Raw genomic sequence first — 26,285 nt, forward strand, 5'->3', positions numbered from 1 at the left:
ATAGAATGACAACGACCTTCATTGTTGGATATATTGTTTTAGCGGTCATTTTAGTTGGTTTAGTTAACGTTCTTGTGTTGAAATCACGCAAGAAACGTAAGAACCAAACTAAGGGACAACACGTAAATGAAGAATCTAAAAGTCAAATTAATCCATCTAAATTTAAAATCAGTGACTTAGACCGAGATCAAGCGTCAGAACGTACGCAAGATGCTCACCATGATGATCATCAATTTCGTCACTTAAACACAGAAAATCGACACATTGAAAATGATAAACGCAAAGATCATTTCGAGAATGAACAAGATCAACAAGATCATGCCTCAGAGCAAATACATCCTGAGCAAAAGCAAGCATCACATTCCTTACATTATTCTGATGATGCTACTGAGGATGATAAACAAGATGATGATGTAAATAATCAACATCTACCAAAAGATTCAATTTATGAACCAATTAATCCCGCTTCTCAAGAAGGACGCGTTAACGAACGCATCAAAAAACAAAAAGAAGATTTTGTGTTTGGAAAAGGGATTACAAGAAATAAAATTTTAGCTGCAATGTTGTTTGGTATGTTTATTGCCATCTTAAACCAAACATTGCTTAACGTTGCATTGCCTAAAATCAACACAGAATTCAATATTTCGGCATCAACTGGACAATGGTTGATGACAGGTTTCATGTTAGTTAATGGTATTTTAATCCCGATTAGTGCATTCTTATTTAATAAATATTCGTATCGTAAGTTATTTATTATTGCACTTTTATTATTCACGATTGGGTCTTTAGTCTGTGCACTTTCGAATAACTTCCCAATGATGATGGGTGGACGTGTACTTCAAGCCATTGGTGCTGGTGTATTAATGCCATTAGGTTCTAACGTCATCGTTACAATCTTCCCACCAGAAAAACGTGGGGTTGCAATGGGAACAATGGGTATAGCAATGATATTGGCACCAGCAATTGGACCTACGTTATCAGGTTATATCGTACAAAACTATCATTGGAATGTTATGTTCTATGGTATGTTCTTCCTAGGTATTGCAGCAATGATTTTTGGTTACTTCTGGTTCAGACTGTACCAAAAAACAACAAATCCAAGAGCCGATTATCAAGGTATTGTTTATAGTACGATTGGATTTGGTGCATTATTATATGGTTTCAGTGAAGCCGGAAATAAAGGCTGGGGTTCAACTGAAATTGTAATTATGTTTATTATTGGTGTAATATTTATTGTTGCATTCGTTATTCGTGAATTAACAATGAGAGCACCAATGTTAAACCTTGAAGTGTTGAAATCATCAACATTTACACTTACAACTATTATTAATATGGTTGTAATGATGAGTTTATTCGGTGGTATGATTTTATTACCAATTTACTTGCAAAACTTACGTGGCTTCTCAGCACTAGATTCAGGATTATTATTACTTCCTGGTTCGTTAGTAATGGGTATCTTAGGCCCAATTACTGGTAAGCTACTTGATACAATCGGTTTAAAACCATTAGCATTATTCGGTATAGCAGTAATGACTTATGGAACATGGGAACTTACTAAATTAAATATGGATACACCATATCTTCATATTATGAGTATTTATGTTATTCGATCATTTGGTATGGCATTCGTTATGATGCCACTTATGACAGCAGCGATTAACGCACTGCCACCAAGACTAATCTCTCACGGTAACGCATTCCTTAATACAATGAGACAATTAGCAGGTTCAATTGGTACGGCGATTCTTGTTACTGTTATGACAACGCAAACAACAAATCATGTTGGTGCGTTTGCAGATGAATTAGATAAAACAAACCCTGTGATTCAAGATCATGTACGTCAAATGGCGGCACAATATGGCGGTCAATCTGAAGCATTACAAGCTATCTTGAAATATGTTAATCAGCTTGCATATATCGAAGGCATTAACGATGCATTCTGGATTGCGACTGGATTAGCTTTCTTAGCATTTGTTTTAAGTTTATTCTTAAAAGGCAAAAAAGGCGCTGATGCAGAACATGAAAGAATGATGCATGCGGAAAGTAATAAATTTAAATAAAATGATGTTGGGGGACATTATTTTTAAAGTATCGGTACACTTTGATAAGTGTGATCGATACTTTTTTTATTACAACAATAAAAGCCATTGTGACTTGAGTTTAACGTCTACAATGGCATAAGTGAGATTATTTAATAGTGTATTGATTTGTTTTACGATTTCTAAAAAAGAAACTAATTATTAATAAGGCTAAACTACATACTAATAGAATGAGCGCGTTATGAATGGCGTCAGCTTCATTAATAATTTGGTTAGCTGAAACATTCAAAGAAAAGCTTTGTAATTTATCTGCAATACGTTGACCAATCACTTGTATGGCGTAACCAAAATAAATGGACATTATGAGCATAATAGAAATAATAATAAAATTAAAAAGCTTTAGTAAAGTTCGATTAAAGATTATCGTTAAAGCAGAGATGATCAAACTTATAATTGCTAAAATAAAAAATACATTAAATACTAATACAAGGCGATTGGCTATGTCTTCTAAATTAGTTAATTGACTTAAATTAATGTTGAGTGCGCCTATTTGTGTAACCGTATTTTGAAAATCTTTGATTTGAGCATAACTGATAGGTTGGTTGGCAAAGGCTAAATTGAAGATAGGTTGTTTATACATACTATAACCAGTGATAGCTACTAATACGAAAATAATCATTTGAATCATCAAACTCACCCAAGATCTTCTTTTTTGATTGTAACGATGAGAACGAGGATAATATTGATTATGAATAGGTGGTCTATCATCATATTGGATTGTTTTTCTTTCTGACACTTTTCTAACTCCTTTACTATAATTCATTGTTTTCTAAGTTTGACTAATTTATACTGAATTTAATATGCAAATAACAATATTATATTAAAAAATTAATCGAGAATTTTTAGAACGTAATTTCAATTATATCGTTTTTTGAGCTTAATGTAATAACGTTTAAGTAATTTATTATTAATTAAGGAAGGTAGAATTTTATGAGATCACACATGGTTAATCGAATCATCAATCGATACTTACTGCACAACCGCTCAATATTGTTTGATAATGATTCGGATTTTGATAAGTTTATGGATAAGAGAAAAGACATTAATCAAGCTAAACATAAACAACCTTCAAGTTTAAATGTTAAGTCTAATTTAGATAAGTTGTCACTCGATGAGATGCAAGTATTTAGATTCAACTTCCGCCATGAAACCAAAAAGAAAATACTTTATATTCATGGTGGCTATAATACACTACAACCCTCTCCATTTCATTGGAGATTTATGGATAAACTGACACTAAGTACATTGTATGAAGTTGTACTGCCTATTTATCCTAAAACGCCAGAACACCATATGGATGACACATTTAATGCGATAGATGCTGTGTATCAGTCTTTATTAGAAGAAGTAGATCCAAAACACATTGTCATTATGGGCGATGGTACAGGAGGTGCTTTAGCTTTAAGTTACGTTCAACAACTTATAGCTAAAAAGCAACCACTACCTAATAAAGTTTATCTACTGTCACCAATGTTAGATGCGACGCTAACTAACCCAGAAATTACTGAGGACTTAATGAATAAAGATCGATTCGTAAATAGAGATGGTTTACATCGCATATTCAATGTATGGACGCAAGGGGAAGCTTTGGCTAATCCATTAATTTCACCTATTTATGGACAACTTCAAGATTTACCACCAGTTGTGATATTTGGTGGTGGCAGAGAAATTTACTATCCAGATATGAAACGTTTTGTCTATAATATGGAGGAGAATGGCCAATCTGTTCAATTCTTTGAATATCCTAAAATGTTCCATGATTTCCCATTATTTCCTATACATGAATCTCACAAAGTAATTAAACAAATCGCTAAAACGATTGACGTATAATGGGTATTAAATTAAATAACGTTTAGCGTTTGAAATCCTCAACATCATATGGGCAACGTAGCAAATGCGTCGTAATCGACTGAATTAATAAGGCAAGCAAATTCAGTATGCGTTTGCACGGGTATGCTTTGCATGCGGGGCTCCAACAAAGAGCGTTTCACCAAGCAATTTTACAAACAAAGCAGAATGGGAGTGGACGACGAATTTAAAAAGAATGTTGTCCTATGCGCTTCTCTATTTCTATATCATAAATTATTCGTATCTATGTACATTAATACTGTTTAAGCAAGTGCTGTACTTGAATCATGATTTGTTTTTGGCCTAAGTGATGATAATGGTTATCTATCACTTGGGCTAAATCTGTTTGTGATGCTAGTTGTTGTTCCGATAATGCATTTAAATTTAAAGAAGCATCAGTGAATTCATTGATATAACGATGCACAACATATTGTAAGTGTTGATCATCATTTTCCGCTTCAGTGATATTTCGTAGAGCTTCAATTGCTTGCTTTTGTCCTTGATGATAACTTATATTAAATGCTCTTTTCAGTAATTCTTGACTTGGACCGTTCATAAATAATTGTTTTGTCGTATTGAGTGCGATTAAATTTACTTTTAAATCATCGTTTAAATCATATAATAATTCTAATAGTTGATTGCGGAATGTTCGTCCCATGTTTTAGTTCTCCTTTTTAGGTATGCCAATTTGATGACCCAATTGTTTAGGCCAATCGATCGTACCTTGCTGTTGATAATAACGCGCAATATTTTGATGATAGTCGGTTGGAAACGGTGCTGACTTGCGTTTGTTAGCATCAATCCCCATCATCATGACTTCGTTCGTTGCAGCTAACTCATCCTTATTGTTATAAAGCATTAAAAAGAAATGCACACGTTTATAGTCATAGTCATAAATATAAACTTCGATTCGATAAGTGGAATCAAGGGACAACTCTACAAGATACGTCGTATGTTCTTCTAATGTAAACATCGTGTAATGAAGGATTTCGCGTTCTTCTAAAGAAAGTCCATGTGTGTAATTAAATTCGTTTACAGCTGCACTAAATGCTTTATTATATTCTGAATCATGCATATGATTGTTATGATCAATTTGAGATGCATGTACAACATTGTTAATAACTAATGGATTGCTCATCTTATCAGACCTCACTCATATATAGATGCTTCTATTTTACTAAATAAAATTAACACATACACATGATTTAATTCATGGTAGAATGAAAGACGTATGGTCATGCAGGAGGTAAATGTAACAATGACAATGACGATTCGATATCAAACTAAAAATCAATCACTTACACAAGTTGACAGTGTTGACGATATTCCTGAAGCAGCAACAATTGTTTGGTTCGATTTTGAAAATGCAACACAAGCAGAGAATGATTACTTAGTCAGTCAATTTGAATTTAACTATCTAGAGTTAGAGGATGCCATTACTGGTGTACCACGTGTAAAATATAAATCCTATGAATCATATCAATATTTAGTCTTTCATAGCATGTATAGAGATGATTTTTCTCCAATCTCTTTGAATGTATTTCTAAATGAGAAAGTACTGGTTACGTATCATCATAAACATTTCGAATCATTAAATGAAGTGGCAAAGATGAACGCACATCACCATGATCCTGACTTAGATTGTGCAGATATAGTGATACATATATTAGATATGATGGTAGATAAATATTTTGAGTTCGTGTATACAATTGAAGATAAAACGTATAACTTTGAAGACGCGCATGTAGATGACACTCAAAGTAAAAAGATTATGGATAATGTCTTTCAAATTAAATCCGATTTAATCAAGATTAAGAGGGTATTGTTCCCTATGCAAGAATTGGTAAATACCATTAAAACAGAAGGTAATTTAATTGTAGATAGTAAGCATTCAATGTATATTCAACATATCGACGACCATCTTATTAAACAGAATAATATCATCAGAACATCACAAGAGATGGCTAATGAAATAAGAGAAAACTTCGAATCTTATTCATCATTTAGAATGAACAGTATTATGCAAGTACTTACGTTAGTGTCAGTTATTTTCTCTCCTTTAACATTTATTGCAGGTGTATATGGCATGAATTTCGAGTACATGCCAGAGCTTAAATGGCACTATAGTTATCCTATTTGTATGGTGGTCATGTTAATTATAGCTATCGCATTGATTATCTTTTTCAAAAGAAAAAAATGGTTCTAATATAATTTGAAATTTTATTATTTAAAGTAAAGGTAGGTACAAAGATGAGTGATTTTCAAAGAGAACAGAGGAAAAATGAACATGTCGAAATAGCAATGGCTCAAAGTGATGCACCGCAATCAGACTTTGATCGAGTGCGATTTGTACATCATTCTATCCCTAGTATTAATGTAAATGATGTGGACTTAACAAGTCGTACGACGGATTTTGATATGACGTATCCAATTTATATTAATGCGATGACAGGTGGTAGTGAGTGGACGAAACAAATTAATGAGAAACTTGCAATCGTGGCTCGAGAAACTGGATTAGCGATGGCAGTAGGGTCAACACATGCTGCGTTAAGAAATCCTAAAATGGCTGAATCGTTTAGTATTGCACGTCAAACCAACCCAGAAGGTACTATTTTTAGTAATGTTGGTGCAGATGTTCCTGTAGATAAAGCAGTTGAAGCGGTGAAATTATTAGATGCACAAGCGCTACAAATACATGTTAATGCACCGCAAGAACTCGTTATGCCTGAAGGAAACCGAGAATTTTCAACATGGTTAGATAATGTAGCATCTATCGTTCAACGTGTAGATGTGCCGGTCATTATTAAAGAAGTTGGCTTCGGTATGAGTAAAGAATTATACAAAGACTTAATTGATGTAGGTGTGACTTATGTTGATGTAAGTGGTAAAGGTGGAACGAACTTTGTCACAATCGAAAATGAACGTCGCACAAACAAAGACATGGACTATCTTGCAAATTGGGGACAGTCAACCGTTGAGTCTTTACTAGAAAGTTCGGCTTATCAAGATTCACTCAATTTCTTTGCTAGTGGTGGTGTGCGAACACCATTAGATGTCGTTAAGAGCTTGGCTTTAGGTGCGAAAGCAGTAGGGATGTCTCGACCATTTTTAAACCAAGTTGAAAATGGCGGCATTACAACAACGATTGAATATGTTGAATCATTTATTGCACATACGAAATCAATAATGACGATGTTAAATGCAAGAGATATTAGCGAATTAAAACAAAGTAAGTTAGTATTCGACCAGAAGTTAATGTCATGGATAGACCAACGTGGTTTAGACATTCATCGAGGATAATCTAAAATAATTAATATTAGATAAAAAAGCAAGTTGAGCGTACAAATGCTCAACTTGCTTTTTAAATAGTGCAAACATCAATTTTAATTTCCAAAAATATTCATAAAGCCCATGACGATTGGTACACCAGCTAGGTCAATTAAGAAGGCGCCAACGATTGGCACGACTAAATAGGATTTAGGTGAACTTCCATATTTCTTAGTGATCACATCTAGGTTCGCCATTGCATTTGGTGTGGCACCTAAACCATGACCAATAAAACCACCGGCCATGACTGCAGCATCATAGTCCTTACCAAGCACTCTAAATAAAATAAAGAATGCAAATAATGAAATAAATACAACTTGGACTAAGACGATGGCGATAAGTGGTAATGCGAGAGAATATACTTGCGTAAGTTGAATACTCATCAATGCTAATGATAAGAATAATCCTAATGCCACATCACCAATTTGGTCATTGAGTTTTAAATCAATGAGTTGTAGGTTCGCATATTCGGATATGTTACGAATTGCTACGGCTACAAACATAGAACCGACATACATAGGTAAACTTTGACCAGTTAAATTTGAAAACTGATCGCCTATCCATGTTCCTACAGACATACATACTGCAATAATGGTTAATTGAATAAAGAATACTTGCGTTGGTTCGTATTTGCCGTGCAGGACTTCATTTGATTCAACTTTACTATAATCTTTAAAAGTATCGTCACTATTTTCTGGTTTTAAATTATAGCGTTTAATGAGTGCTTTTACTAAAGGTCCACCTACTAATCCGCCAAATACTAAACCTAAAGTTGCTGCAGCAAGTGCTGCTGTAACAGCTGAATCGATATTAAAACTTTCTTCTAATGTTTTACCATAAGCGGCAGCATTACCATGCCCACCTTCCATTGACATTGAACCTGCAGTTAAACCTAATAATGGTTTAATATGTAATACTTTAGCTAATGAGATACCAATGAAGTTTTGGCATATTGCTAGAAAAGCACAGCATACAAAATATAATATTAATACTTTTCCACCAATTTTAAATAATTTGAATGATGCACCTAAGCCAATGGTAGTAAAGAACACCATCATGAAGAAATCTTGAATAAAGCTAGCATCTAATTTAATTTGAATAATATTGAATGTATCTAAGATCGCAACTAGAATTGCAAATAATAAGCCTCCTATTACGGGAGGTGGTATACAAATTCTTTGTAAAAATGAAACGTGTTTGACGATAAATTCACCTAATAAAAATAAAAGACAGGCGAGACATAATGTTGTGACTGCATCTAATTCCATTTTTATAGCCCCCTTAAGAAACGATTTAAAAAATAAATAGCACTTGATGTAAGCGCTATAAATCCCCATATATAACATTATACATATAAAAAATATAGATTTCTAGGATAGTAATTATGATTTTTGTATAATAAGAACTTTTAATAAGTTTATAAAAGTATAAAAAATTAATCCTAATATTAATTTTTAAAGTGATTGCAATTAATATTAATTTTTAAAGCGATTGCAATTAATATTATTTTGTAAAAAAATGCTCTAGAATTTGACGTGCAAGTCACATTTCTAGAGCAAAAATAACGCGTATTAGCTTTATTTATTTCCAAGTTTCATCGGGGTTGGAACAGTCAGATTTACGCATATGAGAAACGAAAGGGTTGCCTTTGACGGTGTATCGTAATGGTTTAGTTGTCCAATCGCCTTTATTGGGTATGCCAATTCGAGCACTTTCCACAATGTCTCTTGGGTATTTACGATGTTTCGTATCTATAGATAAACGACAATCATTCAATGTGGCACCATCAATTGCCCTAGGGATATTAAAGGCCTTTGTCCATTTACCCGGACCATTCGTTAAGTCATATCCTGATTTATTACGATTCTGCTTCATCGCTTCAATGCCGTCTAAAGGTTCAATAGCACGAATCAATACACCTTCAGGGACACCTTCATTTCGTGTTACGAAGTTTATCAATAAGTGCGTATGCATCACATGTCCATAAATGGTACCACCTTTTTTGTAGAGTGACGTTACTTTCGGTGTTTGTCTCCCGCCAAACCCGTGAGCAGCACGATCTGAAAATCCTAAATAAGCCTCAGTTTCGACTATATAGCCACTATACATTTGAAATTCGTCCTGATAGATAACTTTGACACCGAGTAACGCTTTAGCAGTTTCTATCGTCGGTTTTGATACAAAATCCACAAATTCACCTTCTTTCTTGTAATAATAAATGCATGTATATCATAAAGATAAAGTTTTGACTGGTATAACACAATGACAATATATTATGATAGCAATTATAATTGAAGTGAACGAATAATGAAATGACTTAATATATATGTCATATATAATTGACTATTAGCCTGTTAAATCGTTATGATGATGAATATGGGATGTTGAAAGAAGTGTGGAAAAATGAATAAAGTGAAAGTATATCGAGGTGTAAAGAAAATCTCTCAACTAGAGCTTGCACGTTCGGTTGGTGTATCACGTCAAACCATCAATATGATAGAGAATGACAAATATAATCCGTCATTAAAATTATGTATTAATATCGCTAAAACACTAGAAGTGACTTTAAATGATTTATTCTGGGAGGATGAGGAAGATTAAAGATAATGACGCTTTGAAAGTACAAATCATAACATTGAAAGCAAAACTTGGCATCTTAAGTTTAAATTTCTTATGCGCCATTATCGCCTTCGCAATGTTTAATGACTTGCAACGTGAGTATCTTTCACCATTTTTTATTGGTAGTGTATTTCTTTTAATCGTTATCGTGAGTAAATTAACGATTCATTCAGAAACCATAGATGACATTCATATTTATGTTCATGATTTTAGTGACAAATCAAAACTCAATCATTACGCCAAATTAAAAAGAATTATTTATCTCATCGTATGGATAATATATATCATTGTTGTCGCTAATATTTTAACGCCGAACCTTAATCATACGAGTCATTATGAGTGGGTATTTCAACCAAGTTGGCTAATCATTGGTGTCGGTGTCATAGTTGCATTATATATGTTTGATGATAAACGTATTAAATATACAGATATGAACACACCAAACTTAGAGAATCGTGGCGCTACACCAAGAGGCATATTGAATTTAATCCCCAATTATAGATATGCTGATGAACAACAAAAATTTGTCATATTAAATGTCCATGCGACAAATTTTAATTGGATAATGATTGGATTAAGCATTGTGAGTGTGATTGATGTCATTATTGAATTCGCCATGCATCGATTCCCTTTAGTCGCTATCATAGCACTCATATATAGTGTCATTTTATTGCTTATTGTCAAAGTTAAGACGAAGCACTTATGTAAGTTGCATGATGAATAAAATAGTCATTAAACGCTATCTATTAAATTCCTAATAGATAGCGTTTTCATTTTTTAATTTATATAAAATCTATGGAATATTAATAAAAAAAGTGTAACAATATGTATGTGGAAAAGTCAGTGCTTAAAATTTAAATAGATAAAGGTATGATTGGATTGATACAATGAGGCTAACTTTAGTAATCGTTGGAGGTCATTTCTATGCTTTATTCAATCTTTATCTTTTTATTAGCAGGTCTCTGTGAAATTGGTGGTGGCTATCTAATTTGGTTGTGGTTAAGGGAAGGACAATCAAGTTGGTTGGGATTTATAGGTGGCGTTATATTAATGATGTATGGTGTCATTGCAACATTCCAGTCGTTTCCAACTTTCGGTCGTGTTTATGCTGCTTATGGTGGCGTGTTTATTGTAATGAGCTTAATATGGGCATACATTGTCGATAAACAAGCACCTGATAAGTATGATCTAATTGGGGCATGCATCTGTGTGATTGGTGTATGCGTTATGATATTACCGAACAGAACCTGATTAAGCGTGTTTAAGAGGGAGACGTAAGTAATGATAGTTGAAGTAGAAAAGCAAAGACATGGTATTGACTTAATCAAAATTGATAACGATGAAACGAATATTGTATTCACCAACTTTGGTGCGCGCGTCGTTTCGTGGAAATACCATGATAACAACATCGTTTTAGGCAATAAAGTTGAAGCGGATGAATTTTATCCATCTAATTCTTTTCATTTTGGTGCCACAATTGGTCGCTATGCAGGTCGTATTGGTAATGCCAGTTTTAATTTAAATGGTGAAACATATCAACTTGAAGCTAATAATCACCTGCATCACCTTCATGGTGGCAATAATGGTTTAGATCAAAGACTTTTTAATTACGACATCCAAGATAACATTACAAATATAAAGATTACCTTTACTGTTCAACTTAAGTCTATGGAAGATGGGTACCCAGGAGATATGTTTATTAAAGTGATTCATACATATGATGTAGAACACCGATGGACAGTAGAATATGAAGCACAATCGAATCAAGATACACTATTTAATCCAACGAATCACGTCTATTTCAATTTAAATAGAGATAACAATGTTATAGATAATCACAAGATTAAGAGTGAACAATTAAATATGTATCCAGTTGACAGTCATAATTTAATTACAAGCACAAGTCCAATTGATTTAGTAAATATATTTAAATCAAATTGCATTTCGTTTAGTGATATTTTTAACTCAGATAATGCCCAATTGAAAGAACAGGTTGGTGCAAGAAATGGGTTGGATCATCCATTCGATGTTGGAAATAAGCAATTTTTCATTGAGAATGATGAGTTCTTATTAGATGTTACTACAACAATGCCGAATGTCGTCATCTTTACGTTTAATGATACGACAAGTTGGGATAGTGATTTTAATATTTATAAAGCGCACTCAGGTGTATCTCTAGAAACGCAATTTTTACCTAATGATATTAATGTGTATGGTAATAAAGCACAATCTATTTTAAAAGCGAATGACACATTTTACGCTAAGACAATGTATCACGTAGCCGAAAAATAATATAAAAATAGTAAGGGACAGAGGAAGAAATAAATTTTGTGAAAATCGTATTTCTACTTCTGTCCCTTACTAGTCATTTATGAAGTTGTTTTAAGTGCATGATGATATAGCTTTTGTAATTTAGCTATACGAGTTTCACTTAAATATGGATTTTGTAACGCATAGCGCAATCGATTGACGTTTTTGCGGTCGTTATAATAAATTTCATTCAGTTCTTGTACAGAGAGTCGTGTTGTTTCATCTGCTAAATGAATTAATTTTAAATCATCATCTTGGTCTACATAGCCTTCTTGTATGACTCGAAAGTAAAAGCCAGTTTTGCCACTCGAAGTCATTCGTTTAACCAAATCTGTAATGCCATACTTAGTTTGAATCTTCCAACACGGTTCTCTAATTTCAGACACCTCAATCACTGCTTCACCTAATTGATATTGATTTCCAAAATAGACATCTGCTTCATCTAAGTCTTCTACAGTTAAATTTTCACCAAACATTGCATAATCTGGAACTGTGTCCAACGCATGTTTATACATGTTATAATGCGATTTGCTAAAGCAACATACTGCTTTATGAGGCCCACCATGGTCTTTGTACGCTTGTTCATCTTCTGCAAAGCCAGTTTTGGATAACCACATTTTTCCTGAAATAGGTGCCTTGTTTAAAGCTGATCGCATTTCTCTTTTTTGACCGTAATCTAATTGTTCAATTTTGCCTACTGAAATTGCATAGACTGAAATCATTGCCTTCTCCCCCCAGATAAAGTTAATAAGCAAAATTTTACTATACTCACAATTAAAAGATAAGAAAAATGATAAAAGAATTTCTCATATTGAACTAGGTATTTGTTTCAACGTCATGTAAAATAATAGTTGAGTATAATTGAAAAGGGGTCACAGTTAAGATGAAAGATGCTAAAGAACTTAAATTCATGACAGTAGATGATGCTGTAGCTCAAATCAAAGACAATATGATACTAGGAATTGGTACGGGGAGCACAATAGAATTGCTTATCCCAAAGATTGCTGAAAGAATTCATAATGAACAATTAAATATTACAGGTGTGTGTACCTCTAATAAAAGTGCATTAATTGCGAAGAAGTTAGATATTCATATTGTTGATATCAATGATGTTGATCACGTTGACTTGGCTATAGATGGCGCTGATGAAGTTGATCCTAACCTTAATTTAATTAAAGGTGGTGGCGGTGCTTTATTTCGTGAAAAAGTAATTGATGAAATGGCGCATCGATTTGTTGTTTTAGCGGATGAAAGCAAACTCGTTAATTATTTAGGTGAAGGTTTTAAACTACCAGTCGAAGTAGATAAATTTAATTGGTTGCATATTGCTAAAAAAATTGAAATGTATGAAGATGTCGTGACAGAGCGTCGTATGAGTGATGATGTACCATTTATTACTGATAATGGGAATTATATTTTAGACTGTCAATTAAATAAACAGATTGATCCATTTACATTTCATGATTATTTAATTCATTTAACTGGCGTCTTGGAAACAGGATATTTTTTAAATATTACTGATCAAGTGATTGTTGGTACACAAGATGGGGTTAAAATTATAAATAAAACGAGTTTAAACGAATAATAAGGGAGTGGGACAGAATTCTTTTAAAATTCGTCGTCCCACCCCCGCAAGGATGACTAGAACTGAAAAAAGCTTGATTTAAGTACATTTTCAGTTCAGTCAGCTACTGCGAATTTGCAAAATAGCACCATCATATTAATTATGTCCTAGGCTTTTTAAATATCTTGTGAGTCTTTATAAGAAATCACAAGGCGTATAAGCTTTACTTATCCGTTTTATGATTCGCTGTGTCATTTACATGGTCGATTTCATCTTTGGCATCATCAACAACAGATGAACGTCTTTCTTCTTTATAAGCCGTATTCTCTTTAAGTTCTACATCTGAACTACTTGAAGATGTCTCAGACTGTGATGCGTGACTTACACTGTCATCATAGTTAGGATGAACGGTCTTGTTGTCTTCTTTGTCAGCACTTGTGTCATCAGCTACATCTTCACTATCTGAGTTTGTAATGTCGTCATCATTCACATGATCTAAATAATTGTTAGGTTCGACTTCATCTAGTGAACGATTTGTTGTTTTATATACAATAAATCTGATGATTAAACTTAAAATGATAAAGATAATACCCACTAATGTTGTACTCAAAGCAATGACTTTCATTGAGAACAAGTCACCAGTTTCTTCGCTAAATAAGAACACTTGCGCAAATGTCATTGCGGCATGGAATACAACTGCAATATAGATTGTACGTCCTTTTGTTGCACGAATTAATTCACCGATAATCATTGAGAACATGAATGTATATAAGAAGTGATATCCTGCATATTCCATTCCGTAAGTTGTATTTGCTGCCCAAATAGAATAAATTAAACCAACAATGATTGAAGCAAAAAATGTATTCACTTTATTTTCAACAATATTTTGTAAATATGAACGGAATCCAAATTCCGCAAAAAGTGCCATTAAAAGATGACCGATAATGATTGTTGGCACTGATACAGATAAATCAGTTGCTTGTAATAAAATGAAACTATCGGCAAAAGTATTAAAACTAAACATGCCAATCATGAAAATCACTAGCGGTAAAATTAGTGCTAGTAATATACGTTCAATAACTCTGATATCAACTGAAAATTTTAATCCAGCTAATTGAGCACGTTTATCTTTAAATGCAATAATACAAACAACTGCTGCGATAAACGGTGCAAGGTCAGTAAGATCAAATACAAAACGCTTGATACCTACTGTTGCTTGGAAATCTCGTAGGATTAATGATAGCGCCATCGTAACTACGAAGAATACGAATATTGTTAACGCCCATTGAAATCCTGATATACGATTCGTCTTCATTTATGTAACCTCCATTAGGGTAACCGTAAAAACTCTTTCTTTAATATTATACATATTACAAGGGTATAAATAAATTGTCCATTTTAAATATCATTAAAATGTAATAGTCTTGAATTATTTTTATATGATTGAAAACAATTTTTAATGTCTTAAATTAATTTGAAAAGGGTAAGCAAAAGTATAACGTAACATTAACGATGCATTACATTGTGGTGTAAGATAATGGTATAGAGTAAATCAATAGGGGGCAATGAAATGTATACACAAGGTAATCCGCAACTTTGGACAGGTCGTTTAGATAGCGACACAGATCCCAAACAGTTTAGACATTTTCAAACAGTACAATTTGCTAATTTAGAAAAAATGGAAAATGTAGGAGAGAAGACAGGCGTTGGTTTCTTAGGATATGCGGTTGATAAAGGTGTAGAGAACAATAAGGGGAGAGTCGGAGCAAGAAAAGGACCAGACGCTATTAAACGTGAGTTTGCGAAACTTCCGGATTTAAGTGAGTGTGATATGCTTGTTGACTATGGCAATGTCTCACATACGAATGACTGTCTAAGAGAGACGCAACAAGAGATGGCACAGTTATCCGCTAAAGTTATTCAACAACACCAGCAAGCCTTTCTCATTGGTGGTGGACATGATATTGCCTATGCCCAATATTTAGCGACAAGAGATGTCTATCCAGATGCTTCAATTGGCATTATAAATATTGATGCGCATTTCGATACACGACCTGATGAACCACCTACATCTGGCACGATGTTTCGAGAAATACTAGATAATGATGATAAGGCTGATTATTTAGTACTAGGATTAGCTCAAGGTGGCAATACGCGCGCATTGTATGATTATGCGAAAGACAACGATGTTATCTATGTGTATGCGGATGAACTCTTACATCAAGTATCACCAACCATTAAAGATAAAGTAGAACGATTTATTCACGATCACGATACGATTATGTTTACGATATGTATGGATGTGATTGATAGTGCCTTTGCGCCGGGCGTTAGTGCACCAAGTGTGTTGGGATTATATCCGCATTCAGTATTTGAAATTAGTAAACGAATCATATTAAGTGAGAAGGTATCTTCCATTAGTATTGCAGAGACCAATCCTGACTATGATGTAGATGATCGTACATCTAAATTAGCAGCAAATTTAATTCATCATTTCTTAGTATAAGTATCAATAATTAACGTGAATGATAAGATTATATCGTTATCGATGACGTATCAATTGCTTATAAATCATGTATTCATATATGTGAGAGCGGAACGTGAGGCTGGGACAACGAATTTAAAAAGAATTCTGTCCCACTCCTGTTGCGCTCTTTTTTAAATTTAAATTGATAGAAAAGTTTGACAATTATGTTACGATATAAACTAATAGGGGAGTGACTGGTAATGAAACGATTAAGCTATAAGCAACAATGGCGTGGTGATGTTGCACAAAATATCTTGGCTGGTATCTTAATGGGGTTAGCATTACTCCCAGTATCTATAGCTTTCTCGTTTATCGTGCATATTAGTCCTACTGTAGGGCTGATGAGTTGTGGATTAATGATGTTGTTTATAAGTTTATTAGGAGAACGGATTAGTATGGTATCTGGTCCGAGTAGTGGTATTTCTATTGTAGGTGCACCACTTGTTGAACAATACAATGTTCATTATTTAGTTATGTCAACAATTGTTATGGGCATCATTTTGATTATCTTTGGGTTATGTCGTATTGATAAGATACTCCATCATATTCCCGATACTGTCGTTATAGGATTTATGAATGCATTGGGGATTTTACTACTTACGACACAAATAAAATATATCTTTGGCATTACAACTGCAACGTATTATGTAGCAATTGCAACATTTCTTATCATTTATCTATCCTCGAAATTGATACGATTGATACCGGCGCCACTAATCGCCATCATCGTATTAACAGTAGTAAGTTATTTAATTAAACCCAATGTTCAATTGGTACATGATTTAGCACAAATTCGACTCACCCTCCCTAAGCCTTCTGTTTATACAGAATTACTAAATGCACATGCACTTAGTATTATCATGTTATATGCATTAACCATGGCTATCATTTCTGTCGTTCAAACCAATCTTACTAACGATATGATGGACACCATAACGCAAAGTGAATCGAATAAAGATCGTGAAGTGATGGGTCAAGGGTTAGCTAATGTGTTAGTTGGATTTCTAGGTGGCTATGGTTCAAGCGCTTTACTAGGTCAGTCAAAGTTTAATTTTAAAATGGGCGCCACAACACGGTTAGCGACATTGATTACTGGAATGTTTCTTTTATCTTGTGTTGTCATTTTGGGCCCAATTGTAGGATTAATTCCTATGGCAGTTTTGGCATCGGTACTTATTACGATATCCTTAAATACGTTTGATAGACGTACATTTAAACATTTGAGAGAAGCACCAATTACACATGGCATCGTTATGATGATAACGATGATTTTAATTTTAATGTCTCACAATTTAGCTATTGGTGTCGTTATAGGGACATTGATTTATTATGGTATTCACTTTATTTTTAAAAAGAAAGGACGACAATCGATATGACAACGTTTAATGACTATGTCAATTGGAGACGAACATTTCATCAATTTCCTGAAGTATCTCAGAAAGAATACGAAACGACGAAACGTATAAAACGTATATTACAAGCATATGATATTAAAATCATTGACCTTCCTTTAGAAACAGGTCTCATAGCTGAAATTGGTCAAGGAGAACCATGTATTGCTGTACGTACAGATATAGATGCGTTACCGATTACAGAGCAAGTTGAACATGAATTCACTTCAACTAATGAAGGCGTGATGCATGCGTGTGGCCACGATATTCATATGGCTAGCATCTTAGCTATTGCCACTAAATTAAAAGAACAAGAGCAAACGCTTAAAGGTCGTGTGAAATTGATATTCCAACCTGCAGAGGAAACGGGTTATGGTGCTAAAGCAATTGCAGAGACAGACGTCTTGGATGATGTCAAAGCTATTCTTGGATTCCATAACTATCCAACATTAGATATTGGAGAATTTGCAATTAAGGCTGGGCCTATTACGTCCGCTGTTGATCGTTTTGAATTTAAAATTCACGGTAAAGGTGCACATGCTGCGAAACCTGAACAAGGTAATGATCCAGTTATGGTACTCGGTCAATTAATTACAAGTCTACAAACGATTGTAAGTCGAAATATATCGGCTTTTGATAGCGCGGTAGTGACGGTTGGAGAAGTATCATCTGGTAATACATGGAATGTAATTGCTGATCAAGCTTATGTCCAAGGCACAGTGCGTTCGTTTAAACCTGAGATTCAAAATTATATAGAACAACGATTTCATGAGATAGCCCAAGGGTTAGAGCAATTATTTAATGTAGAAATTGAAGTTGTTTACACTAGACTTCCAGGAACGGTAGTCAATGATGCGTACTTAACGCAACATGCTAAAGAAGCCGCTAAAAAGGTCGGTTATAACATCATTGAATTAGAGAATCCATATACGATTGGCGAAGATTTTTCTGGTTTATTAACTAATCATCCTGGTGTGTTTGCATTTATTGGTTCAAATAGTAAATACGATCTACATCATCCGAAATTTGATCCAGATGAACGTATACTTGAGAAAGTCCCAGAATATTTTATAACGCTCATTGATCAGTTGTTTGAAGAACTTTAATTTAATTCATCGTCAATGATGAAATTTAAATATGGTGTGTGGCTGTATGATATTTTTCAATAATTGATTTAAAAATCAATAAGAACGGGTAAACAAACACTAAACATGCTTTAGGAGTTGAATAAAATGGGCGCACAAGATCCAAGAACTAAATTTAAGTCATCTGATTATGAAAAACAAGAACAAGATTTACCAGGACTTCAATCCAATTTAACACCACAGCCTGATTGTGGCGAAACTTCCTATGAGGGACATCATCGTTTATTGGATTATAAAATACTTGTAACGGGAGGCGATTCAGCAATTGGACGTGCGGCTGCCATCGCTTATGCGAAAGAAGGCGCCGATGTTGCCATTAACTACCTTCCAAGTGAAGAACAGGATGCGCAAGAAGTTAAAGACGTTATTGAAAAGGCAGGGCGTAAAGCTGTCTTAATACCTGGGGATGTTCGTGATGAACAATTTAATTATGATTTAGTTGAACAAGCGTATAATGAACTAGGTGGTTTAGATAATGTGACATTAGTAGCAGGTCATCAACAGTATCATGACACATTACAAGGATTTGATACGCAATCGTTTAAAGAAACATTTGAAACCAATGTATATCCAGTATTTTGGACCGTGCAAAAGGCATTAGATTATTTACAACCTGGAGGATCTATAACAACAACATCATCTGTTCAAGGGTATAATCCAAATCCACTCATTCACGACTATGCAGCATCAAAAGCAGCCATCATCTCACTCACGAAAAGCTTCTCTGAACAATTAGGAGAGAAGGGGATTCGAGTGAATTGCGTTGCACCTGGTCCATTCTGGTCTCCTTTACAAATCACTGGAGGTCAACCACAGTCTGCGATACCGCAATTTGGTCAAGATACACCACTAGGTAGAGCAGGACAACCTGTAGAACTCGCTGGCACATACGTCTTACTTGCTTCTGAGGACTCAAGTTATACAACTGGTCAAGTCTTCGGTGTAACTGGTGGTATTCAAATTAATTAAATATAAGATTGTAAATCCAACGCAAGGGTTTGAATAAGACTCTTGCGTTTTTATAATGAAATGAGTAGGAGTGATAGAACGTGAAGCACATTGATCCTAACCAATTATCAGATGTTCAAAATTATAAATTATTAAGTGGTTCGATTATTCCAAGACCTATCGCATTTGTTACATCTTCAGATAGTGAAGGGCGTTTAAATGCCGCGCCATTTAGCTTTTTCAATATCGTTAATAATGCGCCACCTATGATTGCTATTTCCGCACAAAGAAAAGCAGGAAAACGCAAAGATACTGCAATCAATATTGAAAACGTTAAATCATTTGTTGTTCATATTACGGATGAAGATAATGTTGAAGAAATTAATAAAACTGCAGCGCCAATCCAACCTGAAGACAATGAACTTGATTTGACTGAACTCCATATGATTACTTCTGATATTATTGATGTACCAGCAATCAAAGAAGCCAAAATTAGATTTGAGTGTCAACTTGAACAAATGATTTTATTAGGCTCTGAAGATGAGGGCGCCGATTTAATTATTGGAACAATTGTTAAGTATCATATACAGGACGATGTATATTTTGGAGACAGTAAAATTAATGCAAATCAACTCAAACCTGTTGCACGTTTAGCAGGTAATGATTACGCTAAATTAGGAGAGCAATTTACAATTGAACGACCTAATCGTTAATGTCATGTCACAAACGATGGTTTTAAATATGCAATTTCCATAAAACTTTATTGACGTTATGACAGTATTCTTGTAACTTTAATAATAAAATTATTTTTATAAGGAAAGTAGGTTAAGTATGGAAGAACAAAGAAAAGGCAATGCATGGGCATTACTGCCACTAGTATTATTTATTGCCTTGTTTTTAGGTGTTGGTGCAGTTACAGGTGATTTTACAAATATGCCCCTTAATGTAGCAATCACAATTACTGTTATCGTTGCCTTAATTATGAATAGAAAAGAAACATTCGCAAATAAAGTTGAGGTATTTACAAGAGGTGCAGGTCATTCAAACATTATTTTGATGGTCTTTATCTTTATATTGGCCGGTGCCTTTTCAACCACAACTGAAAAAATGGGTGGCGTTGAATCAACTGTAAATTTAGGTTTATCATTAATACCGCAAAATTTAATTATCGTTGGTTTATTTGTAATATGTATGTTTGTTTCTATTTCAATGGGTACTTCAGTAGGAACCGTTGCGGCATTAGCACCTGTTGGCTTTGGGTTTGCTCAAGCAACGGATATTCCAGCAGCGTTAGCAATGGGTACGGTTGTAGGTGGTGCCATGTTCGGCGATAATTTATCGATGATTTCTGATACAACGATAGCTGCAGTTCGAACGCAAAAGACACGAATGAAAGATAAATTTAAAGTGAATTTTTGGATTGTATTACCAGGAGCACTATTAACAATCGTTGTCTTATTCTTCCTTACTAATGGCATTTCAATAGATCACTCTAAAAGCTATGACTACAATCTAATTAAAGTCATTCCTTACGTATTGGTATTAGCCTTAGCACTGATTGGTGTGAATGTAATCATCGTTTTAATCGGTGGTACATTATTATCTGGTTTGATTGGCTTGTTTGATGGTTCTTTTGGTTGGAAGGGATTATTACAAGCAGTATCAGAAGGAATTATTGGTATGGAGGATATTGCAATCATTGCAGTGCTAATTGGTGGTTTAGTTGGAATCATTCAACACAACGGTGGCATTGAATGGTTATTGAATTTTGTTCGTTCTAAAGTTAAAACGAAACGTGGCGCAGAATTTGGTATTGCTGGATTAGTGAGTGCTGCAGATATTGCAACAGCTAATAATACAATTTCAATTATCATGTCGGGGCCACTTGCGAAAAATATTGCTGATGAATATGATGTTGATCCGCGTAAATCAGCAAGTTTGTTAGATATATTTGCGGGATGTTTCCAAGGCTTTTTACCTTATAGTCCACAAGTCATTGCAGCGGCTGGCGTGGCAAGTATATCTCCGTTTAGTGTTATGCCGTATTGTATTTATTCCTTTTTACTAGGAATTTGTGGCATTTTAGCTATTATATTAAGATATCCACGTGTTAAAGCTAAGCCGAACAGCAATCCTAAGTAATCAGCTCAGTTGTGTAGGTTGTTTTTTATTAAGAAATTTAAAATAATTAAACATTTTAATAGTTCAAAGTTTGGAACTGTATTGAAATACGTTAAAATAGAAGTAAGAGTGAAAGTAGGTGAAACAAGTGGCAAAATATAATGTAGAGAATGAACATGTTGAAATTCATATCGAACGCTTATTGAAATACTCACCAGAATTAGTATATCAAGCTTGGACAGACGCAGATTTATTAAAACAATGGTTTATGACTTCTCAACGTACAAATAAATCTATTGATGTAGATATGAAAGAAGGCGGTTCATATCGAATTGTAGATTCACGTAATGGGCGTCAAAATATAATTCAAGGTACATATCAAGAACTCGTTAATAACGAGTATATTAAAATGACAATTGGTATGCCTGAATTAAGTGATCAAGAAGATATTATTGAAGTCGAATTTGAAGAACGTGAAAGTGGCGGTACACAAATGTTCTTCTATTATCAGTCATTAGTCGAACGTGAAAGACGTTTAACAACATTAGAATATAAACAAAAGAAAAAAGAATATCATGACTCAACTGTTCATGGTCTAGAATTGATGTTCGATAAAATGCATCAAATACTTGAACAATATGTAGAAGATAATCAATTATTATAATCAATGACTGAAACGACTACAAACATTGACAGTAGTTGGTTGATTTCAGTTAACAATGGTCTCATGATATCTCAAGATAAGTCAGTCATAAAAGTAGGGGTGGTACACTACATTCATTACGAATGGTGTACCACCCCTAATTTGTTAATCGTGCTTAACTGAGTTCACCGATATCTTTACGTTCGTTATATTTTCGTAGTAATGTTTCGAAGAAAATATGATAACTAATAAAACTTGAGTAATCTGTACCATCATATAAATAGAACGTATTACTTGATACATAAACGTTGTAGCTAGCCTTTTGCGCTAGTGTATTATCTTTCATTGTTGTCACTGAGATAAAATATTTTTGACGTAATTGAAGTAGATTAGTTACATCTGAAAGTTGATGACTTTCACCAGAAAGAGAAATAATGAAAAATAAATCTTCAGCTACTGAACGGTTCAGTACCATCTTTAATTCGTGCACGTCATGTAAGACAATGATATTTTTATGCATTGTTAACAGTATTCGTTGCGCTTCTTCCGCAACGTTTTTTTGCGCGCGACCGGTGCCATATAAATAAACAGTAGATGCATGATTCAGTTTATCTGTAATCAAATTATAATCGATGCGATCTAAATAGCTAAATGTTGTTTCTATTTCTTGTTTAAAAGCATCCATTGAATCTTTGGGCAGTTGACTTAAATGTTCGCTTTCAAATTTAAGATAGGATTTAAAGTCACTATAACCATCAAATCCTAATTTTCGTGTGAAACGATGAATCGTAGCATTAGATGCATGAGTGAATTGCGAGAGTTCATGTATTTTTAAAGTTTTACATTGATTGACATGCGTATTTACAAAATGTGCAATTTGAAGGTCGTTATCATTTAACTTGTCGAAATTAGCATTTACTTTTTCATCTAATAGCACAAAGACACCTCTCATTCTTTCCTGAAAATATTTTCATGTATAGAAAACATAAACTGATTATACAAAATTATTTCAAAATCGGTCAACGTCATTGTATATGTGTAAGCGTTTACTATAATAGATATTAAGAAAACGCTTTTATATGTACGATGGACTTAAGTACAACATAGAAAGATTTGGGGGTTAAATTATGAACGCTATTAAACGATTTGGGAGTGCTATGATCGTTCCCGTATTAATGTTTGCATTCTTTGGGATTGTATTAGGTTTTGCGACATTATTCAAAAATCCAACTATCATGGGCGGATTAGCAAATGATCATACATTTTGGTTTAAATTTTGGTCTGTGATTGAATCAGGTGGTTGGGTTATCTTCAATCATATGGAAATTGTATTCGTGGTTGGATTGCCTTTATCATTAGCTAAGAAAGCACCTGGTCATGCTGCTTTAGCTGCATTAATGGGCTATTTAATGTTCAATACATTTATCAACGCGATTTTAACGCAATGGCCACATACATTTGGTGCCAACTTAGAAAAAGGTGTTGAAAATGTAACTGGGTTAAAAGCAATTGCTGGTATCGAAACATTAGATACAAATATTCTTGGTGGTATCATTATTTCTGCCATCGTGACATGGATACATAACCGATTCTATAGCAAGAAATTACCAGAAATGTTAGGTGTATTCCAAGGTTTAACATTTGTTGTAACAATATCATTCTTTGTTATGTTACCAATTGCAGCAATCACATGTGTTGTATGGCCAACAATACAAAGTGGTATTGAATCAATGCAACATTTCATTATCGCATCTGGTTATATTGGTGTTTGGTTATATCATTTCTTAGAACGTGTGTTAATTCCAACTGGTTTACATCACTTCATTTATGCACCAATTGAAGTAGGTCCAGTTGTAGCAAAAGATGGACTTAAAGCAGAATGGTTTAGACATTTAAATGAGTTTGCTGAAAGTAGTAAACCTTTAAAAGAACAATTCCATTATGGTTTCATGTTACAAGGTAACGGTAAAGTGTTTGGTGCGATTGGTATTGCACTAGCAATGTATTCTACAACGCCTAAAGCAAACCGTAAAAAGGTTGCAGCATTGTTAGTACCAGCTACTTTAACTGCGGTAGTTGTTGGTATTACTGAACCTTTAGAATTTACATTCTTATTTATCGCACCTTACTTATTTGTAATTCATGCATTATTAGCAGCGACAATGGATACAATTATGTATGGTTTCGGCGTTGTTGGTAACATGGGCGGTGGTTTACTCGATTTCATCGCGACGAACTGGATTCCATTAGGACAAAATCATTGGTTAACTTATGTAGCTCAAGTTGTGATAGGATTGATTTTCTCAGGTATCTATTTCGTTGTATTCAGATACTTAATCTTGAAATTTGATATTCCATTACCAGGACGTCGAGCTGAAGAAGAAGTTAAATTATTCTCTAAGAAAGATTATAAAGAGAAAAAAGGCGATGGAAGTACGGATAATTCAGGCTTTGAACCTAGCAATGAATATGAAGCGAAAGCACATTATTATCTAGAAGGATTAGGCGGAAAAGAAAATATTAAAGACGTTACAAATTGTACAACGCGTTTACGCCTAACAGTTAATGATGAATCAAAAGTTGAAGATAGTGGTTACTTCACTCATGAACAAATGGCTCATGGACTCGTGAAAAGTGGTAAAAACGTTCAGGTGGTAGTTGGAATGACTGTCCCACAAGTACGTGAAGCATTTGAACATTTAGTTTATGATGACAATGATAAAAAATAATGTATTTAATTAAAAGACCAGTAGAAAATCTGGAATAAGATTTTCTACTGGTCTTTTTTTGTGTACAATCCTTTTTGGTAAAACGTTTCTATCACTTACTCACCTTAAACAGAGCGTCACTTGGATTTAAACCCATTGTTATCATAAAAAGAAAATGCATAAGGAGTGGGACAGAATGCTATTTAAATTCTTTGTCCCACTCCTAACTAGTTTGGTTATTCTACGTATTATTGAACTACTATGATGATAGTTAATTAAGAAATGTTTGCTTTATGTAGTACACGTGTTTTATAAGATGCAGAAAGAATATCAATATTTCTGCATGCAATCGTTTGTAGTAATTTGCTGAATGTTTCAGGTGCACAACATACGCTTGCACAGTTGTTATTTAATGTGTATTTGATATCAAAGTTATTTGAGAAATAAGTCATAATATCAATAACTTTATCTTTAATGAATGCATCTTGGAGGCCGTCTATTGCTAAATCGAAACGTTTAGATGATTGATAAGGTTGTTCAGTATCTAGTAACGTATTTACTCGTTTAGGAGATAAAATTTGATAAATTGAGAATTGATAAAAACTTAAAAAGCTAATAAAATATGGCAGTTGCTGCTTAGGTAAGCTAACTTCTAAAACGGGTATATCATCGTATTTGATTATTGAATATTGAAATGAATCGCAAAATTTAACGTCTTTGCAGACTTTAATTAAATGTTTTCGAGTTGATCTAGATTTTAAACCTACAATGTTGATGATGTAAGTTTCAAATTTGTCTAACAACATGCAATGACCTCCTATATTTATTTAACGTATGTAAAAAGCATTTAGCCTGTAAATTCCCTTAAGTCGTACACCGTTCTTTTATACACACTGATTGTATCACTCTTTATTAATATTAGCACTAGGACTTTTGAATGAACTTCGATTTAATTATTTTGTAATCTAATCGTAACGCGATTTAACATGGAATTAAATTTGCGCATTCAAATAGCGTTTTCTTCTAAACGTGTTA

The 26,285-nt window shown here is 33.9% G+C and carries 26 protein-coding genes; 17 read left to right on the plus strand and 9 right to left on the minus strand.

Annotated features, from left to right (window positions below; genetic code table 11):
- Positions 1–5 precede the first annotated feature (5 nt).
- The gene (locus KA878_RS08420; RefSeq protein ID WP_193839028.1) at positions 6–2,060 is read left to right on the plus strand and encodes a DHA2 family efflux MFS transporter permease subunit; all 2,055 of its coding nucleotides are present in this window, start codon (positions 6–8) and stop codon (positions 2,058–2,060) included.
- Positions 2,061–2,187: 127 nt separating this feature from the next.
- Here the strand turns inward: KA878_RS08420 and KA878_RS08425 are convergent, their stop codons facing one another.
- Entirely contained in the window at positions 2,188–2,835 is a 648-nt protein-coding gene (locus tag KA878_RS08425; RefSeq protein ID WP_193839029.1) for a hypothetical protein, read from the minus strand.
- A 194-nt stretch (positions 2,836–3,029) separates the two neighbouring features.
- Here KA878_RS08425 and KA878_RS08430 point away from each other — a divergent pair, with 194 nt between their 5' ends.
- Positions 3,030–3,929 carry an alpha/beta hydrolase fold domain-containing protein gene (locus KA878_RS08430; RefSeq protein WP_193839030.1) on the plus strand — a complete coding sequence of 300 codons (900 nt, stop codon included), beginning with the start codon at positions 3,030–3,032 and terminating at the stop codon, positions 3,927–3,929.
- Between the two features lie 271 nt (positions 3,930–4,200).
- On the opposite strand, the gene KA878_RS08435 is transcribed toward KA878_RS08430, so the two are convergent.
- Both KA878_RS08435 and KA878_RS08440 read right to left on the minus strand, forming a co-directional pair.
- Positions 4,201–4,605, minus strand: coding sequence for a hypothetical protein (locus tag KA878_RS08435; protein ID WP_193839031.1), 405 nt, complete (start codon positions 4,603–4,605; stop codon positions 4,201–4,203).
- A gap of 3 nt (positions 4,606–4,608) precedes the next feature.
- Positions 4,609–5,085: a thioesterase family protein gene (locus KA878_RS08440; RefSeq protein WP_075108064.1), complete on the minus strand. Its 477-nt coding sequence runs from the start codon at positions 5,083–5,085 to the stop codon at positions 4,609–4,611.
- Between the two features lie 120 nt (positions 5,086–5,205).
- Here KA878_RS08440 and corA point away from each other — a divergent pair, with 120 nt between their 5' ends.
- Together corA and fni are read left to right on the plus strand one after the other, a co-directional pair.
- A complete protein-coding gene (gene corA, locus KA878_RS08445) occupies positions 5,206–6,153 on the plus strand; it encodes a magnesium/cobalt transporter CorA (protein WP_053028633.1) in 948 nt (315 codons plus the stop codon).
- Positions 6,154–6,197: 44 nt separating this feature from the next.
- Complete coding sequence (gene fni, locus KA878_RS08450; RefSeq protein WP_193839032.1) at positions 6,198–7,247, plus strand: type 2 isopentenyl-diphosphate Delta-isomerase; 1,050 nt, start codon at positions 6,198–6,200, stop codon at positions 7,245–7,247.
- Positions 7,248–7,330: 83 nt separating this feature from the next.
- Here the strand turns inward: fni and gltS are convergent, their stop codons facing one another.
- Both gltS and KA878_RS08460 read right to left on the minus strand, forming a co-directional pair.
- Entirely contained in the window at positions 7,331–8,542 is a 1,212-nt protein-coding gene (gltS, locus tag KA878_RS08455) for a sodium/glutamate symporter (RefSeq protein WP_075108062.1), read from the minus strand.
- A 313-nt stretch (positions 8,543–8,855) separates the two neighbouring features.
- Positions 8,856–9,464: a DNA-3-methyladenine glycosylase gene (locus KA878_RS08460; RefSeq protein WP_053028630.1), complete on the minus strand. Its 609-nt coding sequence runs from the start codon at positions 9,462–9,464 to the stop codon at positions 8,856–8,858.
- A gap of 213 nt (positions 9,465–9,677) precedes the next feature.
- Between KA878_RS08460 and KA878_RS08465 the strand changes: the two genes are divergently transcribed.
- The 4 genes from KA878_RS08465 to KA878_RS08480 all read left to right on the plus strand — a co-directional run bounded on the left by KA878_RS08465 (position 9,678) and on the right by KA878_RS08480 (position 12,185).
- A complete protein-coding gene (locus KA878_RS08465; protein WP_075108061.1) occupies positions 9,678–9,875 on the plus strand; it encodes a helix-turn-helix transcriptional regulator in 198 nt (65 codons plus the stop codon).
- Complete coding sequence (locus tag KA878_RS08470) at positions 9,862–10,617, plus strand: hypothetical protein (RefSeq protein WP_193839033.1); 756 nt, start codon at positions 9,862–9,864, stop codon at positions 10,615–10,617. Before KA878_RS08465 ends, KA878_RS08470 begins: the two co-directional genes overlap by 14 nt.
- 200 nt (positions 10,618–10,817) lie before the next feature.
- Complete coding sequence (locus tag KA878_RS08475) at positions 10,818–11,144, plus strand: YnfA family protein (RefSeq protein ID WP_070854607.1); 327 nt, start codon at positions 10,818–10,820, stop codon at positions 11,142–11,144.
- Positions 11,145–11,174: 30 nt separating this feature from the next.
- On the plus strand, positions 11,175–12,185 hold the full coding sequence (locus KA878_RS08480; protein ID WP_193839034.1) for an aldose epimerase family protein: 1,011 nt from the start codon (positions 11,175–11,177) through the stop codon (positions 12,183–12,185).
- A gap of 77 nt (positions 12,186–12,262) precedes the next feature.
- Here the strand turns inward: KA878_RS08480 and KA878_RS08485 are convergent, their stop codons facing one another.
- Positions 12,263–12,925 (minus strand): MOSC domain-containing protein, encoded by a 663-nt coding sequence (locus KA878_RS08485; RefSeq protein ID WP_193839035.1) that lies wholly within the window; start codon positions 12,923–12,925, stop codon positions 12,263–12,265.
- Positions 12,926–13,086: 161 nt separating this feature from the next.
- Here KA878_RS08485 and KA878_RS08490 point away from each other — a divergent pair, with 161 nt between their 5' ends.
- Positions 13,087–13,788: a ribose 5-phosphate isomerase A gene (locus tag KA878_RS08490; protein ID WP_075108057.1), complete on the plus strand. Its 702-nt coding sequence runs from the start codon at positions 13,087–13,089 to the stop codon at positions 13,786–13,788.
- Positions 13,789–13,990: 202 nt separating this feature from the next.
- Here KA878_RS08490 and sdpC read toward each other — a convergent pair whose 3' ends face one another.
- Positions 13,991–15,082: a peptidoglycan release complex CPBP-like subunit SdpC gene (gene sdpC / locus KA878_RS08495; RefSeq protein ID WP_193839036.1), complete on the minus strand. Its 1,092-nt coding sequence runs from the start codon at positions 15,080–15,082 to the stop codon at positions 13,991–13,993.
- Between the two features lie 255 nt (positions 15,083–15,337).
- Between sdpC and hutG the strand changes: the two genes are divergently transcribed.
- The 7 genes from hutG (at position 15,338) to KA878_RS08530 (ending at position 22,563) form a co-directional block, all read left to right on the plus strand.
- A complete protein-coding gene (gene hutG, locus KA878_RS08500; RefSeq protein ID WP_070854612.1) occupies positions 15,338–16,273 on the plus strand; it encodes a formimidoylglutamase in 936 nt (311 codons plus the stop codon).
- A 221-nt stretch (positions 16,274–16,494) separates the two neighbouring features.
- Positions 16,495–17,670 (plus strand): SulP family inorganic anion transporter, encoded by a 1,176-nt coding sequence (locus tag KA878_RS08505; protein ID WP_193839037.1) that lies wholly within the window; start codon positions 16,495–16,497, stop codon positions 17,668–17,670.
- A complete protein-coding gene (locus KA878_RS08510) occupies positions 17,667–18,791 on the plus strand; it encodes an amidohydrolase (protein ID WP_193839038.1) in 1,125 nt (374 codons plus the stop codon). Before KA878_RS08505 ends, KA878_RS08510 begins: the two co-directional genes overlap by 4 nt.
- A 126-nt stretch (positions 18,792–18,917) precedes the next feature.
- Positions 18,918–19,799, plus strand: a complete 882-nt coding sequence (locus tag KA878_RS08515; RefSeq protein WP_075108053.1) for an SDR family oxidoreductase — start codon at positions 18,918–18,920, stop codon at positions 19,797–19,799.
- A gap of 80 nt (positions 19,800–19,879) precedes the next feature.
- The gene (locus KA878_RS08520; RefSeq protein WP_075108052.1) at positions 19,880–20,491 is read left to right on the plus strand and encodes a flavin reductase family protein; all 612 of its coding nucleotides are present in this window, start codon (positions 19,880–19,882) and stop codon (positions 20,489–20,491) included.
- A 118-nt stretch (positions 20,492–20,609) separates the two neighbouring features.
- On the plus strand, positions 20,610–21,920 hold the full coding sequence (locus tag KA878_RS08525) for a Na+/H+ antiporter NhaC family protein (protein WP_053028618.1): 1,311 nt from the start codon (positions 20,610–20,612) through the stop codon (positions 21,918–21,920).
- Between the two features lie 127 nt (positions 21,921–22,047).
- Complete coding sequence (locus tag KA878_RS08530) at positions 22,048–22,563, plus strand: SRPBCC family protein (RefSeq protein ID WP_075108115.1); 516 nt, start codon at positions 22,048–22,050, stop codon at positions 22,561–22,563.
- Between the two features lie 154 nt (positions 22,564–22,717).
- Here KA878_RS08530 and KA878_RS08535 read toward each other — a convergent pair whose 3' ends face one another.
- Positions 22,718–23,479, minus strand: a complete 762-nt coding sequence (locus KA878_RS08535; RefSeq protein WP_075108051.1) for a MurR/RpiR family transcriptional regulator — start codon at positions 23,477–23,479, stop codon at positions 22,718–22,720.
- 190 nt (positions 23,480–23,669) lie between these two features.
- Here KA878_RS08535 and KA878_RS08540 point away from each other — a divergent pair, with 190 nt between their 5' ends.
- Entirely contained in the window at positions 23,670–25,271 is a 1,602-nt protein-coding gene (locus KA878_RS08540; RefSeq protein ID WP_075108050.1) for an alpha-glucoside-specific PTS transporter subunit IIBC, read from the plus strand.
- 254 nt (positions 25,272–25,525) lie between these two features.
- Here KA878_RS08540 and KA878_RS08545 read toward each other — a convergent pair whose 3' ends face one another.
- Positions 25,526–26,056: a hypothetical protein gene (locus KA878_RS08545; protein WP_075108049.1), complete on the minus strand. Its 531-nt coding sequence runs from the start codon at positions 26,054–26,056 to the stop codon at positions 25,526–25,528.
- Positions 26,057–26,285 lie beyond the last annotated feature (229 nt).

The organism is Staphylococcus sp. GDY8P57P (assembly GCF_017892585.1).
GTDB classification, from domain to species: Bacteria; Bacillota; Bacilli; order Staphylococcales; family Staphylococcaceae; genus Staphylococcus; species Staphylococcus borealis.

What these genes read in the sequence shown, in the direction of transcription:
- KA878_RS08420 (WP_193839028.1), top strand. Translation starts at nt 6, where the DNA reads ATGACAACGACCTTCATTGTTGGATATATTGTTTTAGCGGTCATTTTA.
- KA878_RS08430 (WP_193839030.1), top strand. Translation starts at nt 3,030, where the DNA reads ATGAGATCACACATGGTTAATCGAATCATCAATCGATACTTACTGCAC.
- KA878_RS08435 (WP_193839031.1), bottom strand. Translation starts at nt 4,605, where the DNA reads ATGGGACGAACATTCCGCAATCAACTATTAGAATTATTATATGATTTA.
- KA878_RS08440 (WP_075108064.1), bottom strand. Translation starts at nt 5,085, where the DNA reads ATGAGCAATCCATTAGTTATTAACAATGTTGTACATGCATCTCAAATT.
- corA (WP_053028633.1), top strand. Translation starts at nt 5,206, where the DNA reads ATGACAATGACGATTCGATATCAAACTAAAAATCAATCACTTACACAA.
- fni (WP_193839032.1), top strand. Translation starts at nt 6,198, where the DNA reads ATGAGTGATTTTCAAAGAGAACAGAGGAAAAATGAACATGTCGAAATA.
- gltS (WP_075108062.1), bottom strand. Translation starts at nt 8,542, where the DNA reads ATGGAATTAGATGCAGTCACAACATTATGTCTCGCCTGTCTTTTATTT.
- KA878_RS08465 (WP_075108061.1), top strand. Translation starts at nt 9,678, where the DNA reads ATGAATAAAGTGAAAGTATATCGAGGTGTAAAGAAAATCTCTCAACTA.
- KA878_RS08470 (WP_193839033.1), top strand. Translation starts at nt 9,862, where the DNA reads ATGAGGAAGATTAAAGATAATGACGCTTTGAAAGTACAAATCATAACA.
- KA878_RS08475 (WP_070854607.1), top strand. Translation starts at nt 10,818, where the DNA reads ATGCTTTATTCAATCTTTATCTTTTTATTAGCAGGTCTCTGTGAAATT.
- KA878_RS08480 (WP_193839034.1), top strand. Translation starts at nt 11,175, where the DNA reads ATGATAGTTGAAGTAGAAAAGCAAAGACATGGTATTGACTTAATCAAA.
- KA878_RS08485 (WP_193839035.1), bottom strand. Translation starts at nt 12,925, where the DNA reads ATGATTTCAGTCTATGCAATTTCAGTAGGCAAAATTGAACAATTAGAT.
- KA878_RS08490 (WP_075108057.1), top strand. Translation starts at nt 13,087, where the DNA reads ATGAAAGATGCTAAAGAACTTAAATTCATGACAGTAGATGATGCTGTA.
- sdpC (WP_193839036.1), bottom strand. Translation starts at nt 15,082, where the DNA reads ATGAAGACGAATCGTATATCAGGATTTCAATGGGCGTTAACAATATTC.
- hutG (WP_070854612.1), top strand. Translation starts at nt 15,338, where the DNA reads ATGTATACACAAGGTAATCCGCAACTTTGGACAGGTCGTTTAGATAGC.
- KA878_RS08505 (WP_193839037.1), top strand. Translation starts at nt 16,495, where the DNA reads ATGAAACGATTAAGCTATAAGCAACAATGGCGTGGTGATGTTGCACAA.
- KA878_RS08510 (WP_193839038.1), top strand. Translation starts at nt 17,667, where the DNA reads ATGACAACGTTTAATGACTATGTCAATTGGAGACGAACATTTCATCAA.
- KA878_RS08515 (WP_075108053.1), top strand. Translation starts at nt 18,918, where the DNA reads ATGGGCGCACAAGATCCAAGAACTAAATTTAAGTCATCTGATTATGAA.
- KA878_RS08525 (WP_053028618.1), top strand. Translation starts at nt 20,610, where the DNA reads ATGGAAGAACAAAGAAAAGGCAATGCATGGGCATTACTGCCACTAGTA.
- KA878_RS08540 (WP_075108050.1), top strand. Translation starts at nt 23,670, where the DNA reads ATGAACGCTATTAAACGATTTGGGAGTGCTATGATCGTTCCCGTATTA.
- KA878_RS08545 (WP_075108049.1), bottom strand. Translation starts at nt 26,056, where the DNA reads ATGTTGTTAGACAAATTTGAAACTTACATCATCAACATTGTAGGTTTA.